Annotated in this window: 2 protein-coding genes and 3 pseudogenes; all 5 read left to right on the top strand. The window is 68.1% G+C overall.

Annotated features, from left to right (window positions below; all coding sequences use genetic code 11):
• Window positions 1-1,402, top strand: a 1,402-nt coding sequence (locus AC1DOC_RS31275; RefSeq protein WP_478131286.1) for an anthranilate synthase component I family protein, incomplete at its 5' end; no start/stop codon positions are given.
• A pseudogene (locus AC1DOC_RS31270) lies at window positions 1,399-1,767 on the top strand (GxxExxY protein); the annotation flags it as partial. The gene AC1DOC_RS31275 and the pseudogene AC1DOC_RS31270, both read left to right, overlap by 4 nt.
• 14 nt (window positions 1,768-1,781) lie before the next feature.
• Window positions 1,782-2,108 (top strand): annotated as a pseudogene (locus AC1DOC_RS31265) (glutamine amidotransferase-related protein); the annotation flags it as partial.
• Between the two features lie 8 nt (window positions 2,109-2,116).
• Window positions 2,117-3,175, top strand: a complete 1,059-nt coding sequence (gene ltaE / locus AC1DOC_RS31260) for a low-specificity L-threonine aldolase (protein WP_027730230.1) — start codon at window positions 2,117-2,119, stop codon at window positions 3,173-3,175.
• An 18-nt stretch (window positions 3,176-3,193) separates the two neighbouring features.
• Window positions 3,194-3,302: pseudogene (locus AC1DOC_RS31255) on the top strand (LysE family translocator); the annotation flags it as partial.

The following is a 3,302-nucleotide window of genomic DNA, read 5'->3' as shown; positions in this document are numbered from 1 at the left end:
CTATCTGAAGCTCGCCCATTCGCAAGGCGGCGGCAAGCACAGCTTTCTGCTCGAATCGGTGGTGGGCGGCGAGCGCTTCGGGCGCTACAGCTTCATCGGCCTGCCGGCGCGCACGCTGCTGCGCGCGAGCGGCTTCGGCGCCGACGCCGTCACCGAAGTGGTGACCGACGGCCAAGTGGTCGAAACCGCCGCGGGCAATCCGCTCGATTTCATCGCCGACTACCAGAGGCGCTTCAAGGTGGCGCTGCGGCCCGGCCTGCCGCGTTTCTGCGGCGGCCTTGCGGGCTACTTCGGCTACGACACCGTGCGCCACATCGAACGCAAGCTCGAAAAAAGCTGCCCGCCCGATGCGCTCGGCTGCCCCGACATCCTGCTGCTGCAGTGCGAGGAACTGGCGGTCATCGACAACCTCTCGGGCAAGCTCTACCTGATCGTCTATGCCGACCCGAAGCAGCCCGAGGCCTATGCCGTGGGCAAGCGCCGCCTGCGCGAGCTGAAGGAAAAGCTCAAGTACTCGGTGAGCGCGCCCATCGTGAAGCCCACCCAGCCGCATCCGCCCGAGCGCAGCTTTGCCAAGGCCGACTACCTCGCGGCCGTGGAGCGCGCCAAGGACATGATCGCCGCCGGCGACTTCATGCAGGTGCAGGTGGGCCAGCGCATCAGCAAGCGCTACACCGAGTCGCCGCTGTCGCTGTACCGCGCGCTGCGCTCGCTCAACCCCTCGCCCTACATGTACTACTACCACCTGGGCGATTTCCACGTGGTGGGGGCTTCGCCCGAGATCCTGGTGCGCCAGGAGAACACGGGCGACGGCGAGCAGAAGATCACCATCCGCCCGCTGGCCGGCACGCGCCCGCGCGGCGCCTCGCTCGAGCTCGACAAGGCGGCCGAGGAAGAACTCATCAACGACCCCAAGGAGCGCGCCGAGCACGTGATGCTGATCGACCTCGCGCGCAACGACATCGGCCGCATCGCCAAGACCGGCACCGTCAAGGTGACCGAGGCCTTCGCGGTGGAGCGCTACAGCCACGTGATGCACATCGTGAGCAACGTCGAAGGCACGCTGAAGGACGGCATGACCGCCATCGACGTGCTCAAGGCCACCTTCCCGGCCGGCACGCTCACCGGCGCGCCCAAGGTGCATGCGATGGAGCTCATCGACCAGCTCGAGCCCACCAAGCGCGGCCTCTATGGCGGCGCCTGCGGCTACATCAGCTACGCCGGCGACATGGACGTGGCCATCGCCATCCGAACCGGCATCGTGAAGGACCAGATGCTGCACGTGCAGGCCGCGGCCGGCGTGGTGGCCGACTCGGTGCCCGAGCTGGAGTGGAAAGAAACAGAGGCCAAGGCGCGCGCACTGCTGCGTGCCGCCGAACTGGTCGAGGAAGGCCTGGAATGAGCAACGTACCCGACATCCAGAACGATTTCTCGCACGAGATCATCGGCGCCGCCGTCGAGGTGCAGCGCGTGCTCGGCACGGGCCTGGGCGAGGAGGCCTACGCCGCCGCGCTGGCCATCGAACTCGCCGAGCGCGAGATCGGCTTCACGCGCGATGTGGCGCTCTCGGCCAGCTACAAGGGCCGCTCGCTCGGCGAGGTGTACCGCGCGGGCTTCGTGGTCGAGCAGTCGGTCATCGTCGAGCTCAAGGCGGTCGACGTGCTGACCGACCTGCACCGCGCGCAGGTGCTGGCCGCACTGCGCCTCTCGGGCCTCAAGCTGGGCCTCCTGATCAACTTCAACGTGTTCCCCGTCGTCAAGGGCGTGCACCGGATTGTGAGCAAGCCATCGGCGCGGCCTTTGGCGGCAAGATCATTCGCGCGCAGCAGCTCATGCACGGCAAGACCAGCGAGATCACGACCACGCAAGAGGGCGTGTTTGCGGGGCTGCCCGAGAAGTTCACCGTCAACCGCTACCACTCGCTCTCGATCGAGCGCGAGAGCTGCCCGAAGGCGTTGGCGATCACCGCATGGACCGACGACGGCGAGATCATGGGCGTGCGGCACACCGGCTTTGCGCATGACGTGCGCATCGAGGGCGTGCAGTTCCATCCCGAATCGATCCTCACCGAGCACGGCCACGCGATGCTCAAGAACTTTCTCGATTGAAACCCGCCATGACAGACCGCTCCTTGCTCGTCGACCTGCGCAGCGACACCGTCACGCAGCCCACCCCGGCGATGCGCGAGGCCATGATGGCGGCGCCGCTCGGCGACGACGTCTTCGGCACCGATCCGAGCGTCAACGCGCTGCAGGAAAAGATCGCCGCGCTGCTGGGCTTCGAGGCGGCGCTGCTGGTGCCGACGGGCACGCAGAGCAACCTGTGCGCGATCCTTTCGCACTGCGGGCGCGGCGACGAATACATCGTCGGCCAGCAGGCCCACTGCTACCGCTGGGAAGGCGGCGGCGCCGCGGTGTTCGGCAGCGTGCAGCCGCAGCCGCTCGACCACGCACCCGACGGCACGCTGCCGCTCGCTCAGATCGAAGCCGCCATCAAGCCCGACGACGCGCACTTCGCGCGCACACGGCTGCTGGCGCTGGAGAACACGCTGGGCGGCAAGCTGCTGCCCTTCGAATACGTGCAGGCGGCAACCGACCTGGCAAAAAGCAGGGGGCTGCAGCGGCACCTCGATGGCGCGCGGCTCTTCAATGCCGCCACCGCGCAGGCCGCGCTGAGCAAGAACGGCGACGTCCGCACCGAAGCGCGCCGCATCGCCCAGTGCTTCGACAGCGTGTCGGTCTGCTTCAGCAAGGGCCTGGGCGCACCCATCGGCTCGGCGCTGGTCGGTTCGCGCGAATTCATCGCGCGGGCGCACCGCATCCGCAAGATGGCGGGCGGCGGCATGCGGCAGGCCGGCTTGCTTGCTGCAGCCGCTTCGCATGCGCTCGACCACCACATCGACCGCCTCGCCGACGACCATGCCCTGGCCCGTCGCCTGGCCGAGGGGCTCGAGGGCATCGAGGGCCTGAAGGTCGAGGCGCCGCACACGAACATCGTGTTCGTCGACCTCATGGGCGCGGCGCAGGCGCGTTCGCCCGAACTGCTCGCGAACCTCAACGGGCAGGGCATTCTTGCCACCGGCCTCTATCGGCTGCGCTTCGTGACGCACCTCGATGTCGATGCGGCCGGCGTCGACCGCGCCGTGGCGGCCATCCGCGGCTTCTTCAACGCCTGAACCTCAAGGAGCCGTGCGATGCCCGATCTCCCGCATCTGCTCGCTTTCATCGCCGCCGGCTGGCTGCTGAACCTCACGCCGGGGCCCGACGTGCTCTACATCGTTGCCAACTCGCTGCGCTCCGGCG

Source organism: Variovorax sp. 01T439_2 (assembly GCF_056398445.1).
Note: the sequence above shows the minus strand (reverse complement) of the source record. Positions and strands in the feature narration are given on the sequence as shown.